Annotated in this window: 4 protein-coding genes and 1 pseudogene; 4 read left to right on the forward strand and 1 reads right to left on the reverse strand. The window is 69.3% G+C overall.

All coding sequences use genetic code 11. From position 1 onward, the window contains the following. Nucleotides 1-50: 50 nt before the first annotated feature. The gene (locus ACIY1X_RS24715; protein WP_399685863.1) at nt 51-959 is read right to left on the reverse strand and encodes a LysR substrate-binding domain-containing protein; all 909 of its coding nucleotides are present in this window, start codon (nt 957-959) and stop codon (nt 51-53) included. A 113-nt stretch (nt 960-1,072) separates the two neighbouring features. Here ACIY1X_RS24715 and gcl point away from each other — a divergent pair, with 113 nt between their 5' ends. The 4 genes and pseudogenes from gcl to ACIY1X_RS24735 all read left to right on the forward strand — a co-directional run. Next, the gene (gcl, locus tag ACIY1X_RS24720; RefSeq protein ID WP_399685866.1) at nt 1,073-2,866 is read left to right on the forward strand and encodes a glyoxylate carboligase; all 1,794 of its coding nucleotides are present in this window, start codon (nt 1,073-1,075) and stop codon (nt 2,864-2,866) included. A gap of 13 nt (nt 2,867-2,879) precedes the next feature. Then, nucleotides 2,880-3,659: a hydroxypyruvate isomerase gene (gene hyi / locus ACIY1X_RS24725; protein WP_399685869.1), complete on the forward strand. Its 780-nt coding sequence runs from the start codon at nt 2,880-2,882 to the stop codon at nt 3,657-3,659. A gap of 11 nt (nt 3,660-3,670) precedes the next feature. Continuing rightward, complete coding sequence (locus ACIY1X_RS24730) at nt 3,671-4,582, forward strand: 2-hydroxy-3-oxopropionate reductase (protein ID WP_399685872.1); 912 nt, start codon at nt 3,671-3,673, stop codon at nt 4,580-4,582. A gap of 96 nt (nt 4,583-4,678) precedes the next feature. Beyond that, nucleotides 4,679-4,979: pseudogene (locus tag ACIY1X_RS24735) on the forward strand (NADP-dependent malic enzyme); the annotation flags it as partial.

The raw sequence follows: 4,979 nt of genomic DNA on the forward strand, positions 1-4,979 counted from the left end.
GCCCGTATCGTCTCATCTCCCATGTTCGTCGCCCTGAATGTCGATTCAGCCTAGGGCGACTGCGCCCACCAGTCGCCGGCGAAGCGCCCCTGCAGAAAGGCCAGGAAGTGCGACACCTTGGCCGGCAGCAGGCGCGGCGAGGGGAACACAGCGTGGATCTCCTGCTCGGGCAGGACGTGGCCCGACAGCAGTTCCTTCACCCGCCCGGCGACGAGCGAATCGTGCGCCACGTAGCGCGGCATGAGCGCGACGCCCATGCCGTCGCGCGCCGCGGCCAGCACCGCCGAGAGGTTGTTCGAACGCAGCCGCCCGCTGACCGGCACGCTCACCGGCTCGCCGCGCGGCGTCTGCATGTGCCACACGTCGTCGCCGACCACGCTGCTGTAGATGAGCGCGGTGTGCGACGACAGGTCCTGCGCCCGGCGCGGCGTGCCGTGGCGCCTGAGGTAGGCCGGCGAGGCCACCATCACCCACGGGTTCATGCCGAGGAAGCGCGCGCCCAGGGATGAGTCGGCGAGCCGGCCCATGCGCAGCGCCACGTCCAGGCCCTGCGCCACCAGGTCCACGTAGCGGTCGTCGAAGCTCAGGTCCACCAGCAGCTGCGGGTGGCGCTGCATGAACTCCAGCGCCAGCGGCACCACCACCCGCCGCCCGAAGGCCACGGAGGTGCCGATGCGCAGCAGGCCCTGCGCCTGCGACTGGCGCATGCGCACCACGTTGTCGGCGTCCTCCGCGTCGCGCACGATGGCCTTGCACTTCTCGTAGTACAGCGCGCCCGGCTCCGTGAGGCTCACGCCCCGGGTGTTGCGGTTGAGCAGCCGCACCTTCAGCCGCGCCTCGATGGCCGCGACCTGCTTGGTCACGGTGGGCTGGGTGGTGTTGAACTCGCGGGCGGCGCGCGAGAAGCTGCCCGTCTCCACCACGCGCACGAACATTTCCATCGCCTGCAGCCGGTCCATGCCCCGATGGTACGTTCAGTCATTCCATTGCGGAATAGGTGATATGGCCCGGGCGGCTCTTCTTCGGCGGCCCGCCAGTGCCTAGAGTCGATGCCATCCCAAGGAGACCTCAGATGGCAAAGATGACCGCGGCCCAGGCCGCCGTGCTCGTGATGGAGAAGGAAGGCGTCACCCAGGCCTTCGGCGTGCCCGGCGCCGCCATCAACCCGCTGTATGCCGCGCTGCGCAAGCAGGGCAGCATCGGCCACATCCTGGCGCGCCACGTGGAAGGCGCCTCGCACATGGCCGAGGGCTACACCCGCGCGGTGGCCGGCAACATCGGCGTGTGCATCGGCACCAGCGGGCCGGCCGGCACCGACATGATCACCGGGCTGTACTCGGCCTGGGCGGACTCGATCCCGATCCTGTGCATCACCGGCCAGGCGCCGCGCGCGCGCCTGTACAAGGAAGACTTCCAGGCGGTGGACATCGAATCCATCGCCAAGCCCGTCACCAAGTGGGCCGTCACGGTGCGCGAGCCGGGCCAGGTGCCGCAGGTGTTCCAGCAGGCCTTCCACCTGATGCGCTCGGGCCGCCCGGGCCCGGTGCTGATCGACCTGCCCTTCGACGTGCAGATGGCGCAGATCGAGTTCGACATCGAGACCTACGAGCCGCTGCCGGTCTACAAGCCGGCCGCCACCCGCGCGCAGGTCGAGAAGGCCATCGGCATGCTCAATGCCGCCGAGCGCCCGCTGATCGTGGCTGGCGGCGGCATCATCAACGCCGACGCCAGCGAGCTGCTGGTGCGCTTCGCCGAGCTGACCGGCGTGCCGGTGATCCCGACGCTGATGGGCTGGGGCACCATCCCCGACGACCACCCGCTGATGGCCGGCATGTGCGGCCTGCAGACCAGCCACCGCTACGGCAACGCCACCATGCTGGCCAGCGACTTCGTGCTGGGCATCGGCAACCGCTGGGCCAACCGCCACACCGGCTCGACCGAGGTCTACACCAAGGGCCGCCGCTTCGTGCACGTCGACATCGAGCCGACGCAGATCGGCCGCGTCTTCATGCCCGACTTCGGCATCGTCTCGGACGCCAAGGCGGCACTGGAGCTGTTCGTGCAGGTGGCCGAGGAGATGAAGGCCGCCGGCAGGCTGCCCGACCGCGCGGCCTGGGCCGGCGAATGCCGCGAGCGCAAGAAGACCCTGCTGCGCAAGACGAACTTCGACGAAGTGCCGATGAAGCCGCAGCGCGTCTACCAGTGCATGAACAACAACTTCGACCGCGACACCTGCTACGTGAGCACCATCGGCCTCTCGCAGATCGCCGCCGCGCAGTTCCTGCACGTGTACCACCCGCGCCACTGGATCAACTGCGGCCAGGCCGGCCCGCTGGGCTGGACGGTGCCGGCCGCCCTGGGCGTGCGCGCCGCCGACCCGAAGCGCAAGCTGGTGGCCCTGTCGGGCGACTACGACTTCCAGTTCATGATCGAGGAGCTGGCGGTGGGCGCGCAGTTCAAGCTGCCCTACATCCACATCGTGGTCAACAACAGCTACCTGGGCCTGATCCGCCAGGCGCAGCGCGGCTTCGAGATGGACTACTGCGTGCAGCTGGCCTTCGAGAACATCAACGCCGCGCCCGACGCCGGCGTCGAGAAGAATTACGGCGTCGACCACATGAAGGTGGTCGAGGGCCTGGGCTGCAAGGCGATCCGCGTGCACCGGCAGGAAGAGATGCAGCCGGCCATCCGCCGCGCCGAGGAGCTGATGGCCGAGCACCAGGTGCCGGTGGTGATCGAGGTGATGCTCGAGCGCGTGACCAACATCGCGATGGGCACCGAGATCGATGCCATCAACGAGTTCGAGCCGCTGGCCGAGGACGCGGCCGACGCGCCGACGGCCATCGCCGCCGCCATGCTGGACTGAGGAGAGACGCGAGATGCCCAAGTTTGCCGCCAACCTGACGATGCTCTTCACGGAGCTGCCGTTCATGCAGCGCTTCGAGGCCGCCGCCCGGGCGGGCTTCGAGGCGGTGGAGTACCTGTTCCCCTACCCCTTCGACAGGAACGAGCTGGCCGCCGCCCTGAAGGCCAACGGCCTGGCGCAGGTGCTGCACAACCTGCCCGCCGGCGACTGGGACGCCGGCGAGCGCGGCATCGCCTGCCACCCGGGCCGCGTGAGCGAGTTCCGCGAGGGCGTGGCCCGCGCCATCGAGTACGCCACCACGCTTGAGTGCCCTCAGCTCAACTGCCTGGTCGGCAAGCTGCCCGCCGGCGCCACGAACCAGGACGTGCAGCCCACCCTGGTGGAGAACCTGCGCTTCGCCGCGCGCGAGCTGGAGAAGGCGGGCCTGAAGCTGCTGGTCGAGCCGATCAACACCTTCGACATCCCCGGCTTCTTCCTCACTCGCACCGACCAGGCCCTGGCCCTGCTGGACGAGGTCGGCTCGGACAACCTGCGCATCCAGTACGACATCTACCACGCGCAGCGCATGGAAGGCGAGCTGGGCAACACCCTCGGCAAGCACCTGGCGCGCATCGGCCACATCCAGCTGGCCGACAACCCGGGCCGCGGCGAGCCGGGCACCGGCGAGATCAACTACCCCTGGCTGTTCAGGCACATCGACGCCATCGGCTACACCGGCTGGATCGGCTGCGAGTACAAGCCGCGCACCACCACCACCGAAGGCCTGGGCTGGCTGAAGACCCTGACCGCTTGAGGAGCAAGAGCATGAGCAACGCAACGACGTCCCGCCGCATCGGCTTCATCGGCCTGGGCATCATGGGCGCGCCCATGGCCGGCCACCTGGCCGATGCCGGCCACACCCTGTTCGTCAACACCCGCAGCGAGGTGCCGGCTGCCCTGGCGGGCAAGGCCGAGGTCTGCGCCAGCGGCGCCGAGGTGGCGCGCCAGGCCGATGTCATCTTCCTGATGGTGCCTGACACGCCCGACGTGGAGAAGGTGCTGTTCGGGGAGAACGGCGTGGCCTCGGGCTTGACCGCCGGCAAGACGGTGGTGGACTGCAGCTCCATCGACCCGATCGCCACGAAGGACTTCGCCGAGCGCATCGCGAAGCTGGGCTGCGGCTACGTGGACGCGCCGGTCTCCGGGGGCGAGGTGGGCGCCAAGGCGGCCAGCCTGACCATCATGTGCGGCGGCGAGGAGAAGACCTTCGAGTCGGTGCGCCCGCTGCTGGAGAAGATGGGCAAGAACGTCACCCTGGTGGGCGAGGTGGGCGCCGGCCAGGTCACCAAGGTGGCCAACCAGATCATCGTGGCGCTGAACATCGCGGCGGTGGGCGAGGCGCTGGTGTTCGCCAGCAAGGCAGGGGCCGACCCGGCCAAGGTGCGCCAGGCGCTGATGGGCGGATTCGCCTCCAGCCGCATCCTGGAAGTGCACGGCGAGCGCATGATCAAGCGCACCTTCGACCCGGGCTTCCGCATCGCGCTGCACCAGAAGGACCTGAACCTGGCGATGCAGAGCGCGCGCAGCCTGGGCGTGGCGCTGCCGCAGACGGCCGGGGCGGCGCAACTGATGAACGCATGCGCCGCGCTGGGTCATGCCCAGGCCGACCATTCCGCCCTCGTCCGCGCTCTGGAGGCCATGGCGCAGCATCCGGTGATGCCGGATACGCATCGCTGAACCGCGTCCATCGTAGTTCCACCACCCGGGAGAGGCACCGCTTTGCGGTAGCCTCTCCTTCTTGCTTTCCGATTCCCGAAGACCGAGGAGACCCTCATGACCCAGAAGCTGTCACCGGCCGAAGAAGCCCTGCGCGATGCCGCACGCGAATACCACCGCGCCGGCGTGCGCGGCAAGATCTCCGTGACCCCCACCAAGGCCCTCGTCAACCAGCGCGATCTGTCGCTGGCCTACTCCCCCGGCGTGGCCTATCCCTGCCTGGACATCCAGGCCGACCCGGCGATGGCGGCCGAGTTCACCGCCCGCGGCAACCTCGTCGGCGTGGTCACCAACGGCACGGCCGTGCTCGGCCTGGGCGACATCGGCCCGCTGGCCGGCAAGCCGGTGATGGAAGGCA

Origin of the sequence: Xenophilus sp. (assembly GCF_044462705.1) — a bacterium.
Taxonomy (GTDB): Bacteria; Pseudomonadota; Gammaproteobacteria; order Burkholderiales; family Burkholderiaceae_C; genus Xenophilus; species Xenophilus azovorans.

Bases quoted from the DNA above. Each gene is read 5' to 3' on its own strand.
- ACIY1X_RS24715 (WP_399685863.1), bottom strand. From the start codon at position 959: ATGGACCGGCTGCAGGCGATGGAAATGTTCGTGCGCGTGGTGGAGACG.
- gcl (WP_399685866.1), top strand. From the start codon at position 1,073: ATGGCAAAGATGACCGCGGCCCAGGCCGCCGTGCTCGTGATGGAGAAG.
- hyi (WP_399685869.1), top strand. From the start codon at position 2,880: ATGCCCAAGTTTGCCGCCAACCTGACGATGCTCTTCACGGAGCTGCCG.
- ACIY1X_RS24730 (WP_399685872.1), top strand. From the start codon at position 3,671: ATGAGCAACGCAACGACGTCCCGCCGCATCGGCTTCATCGGCCTGGGC.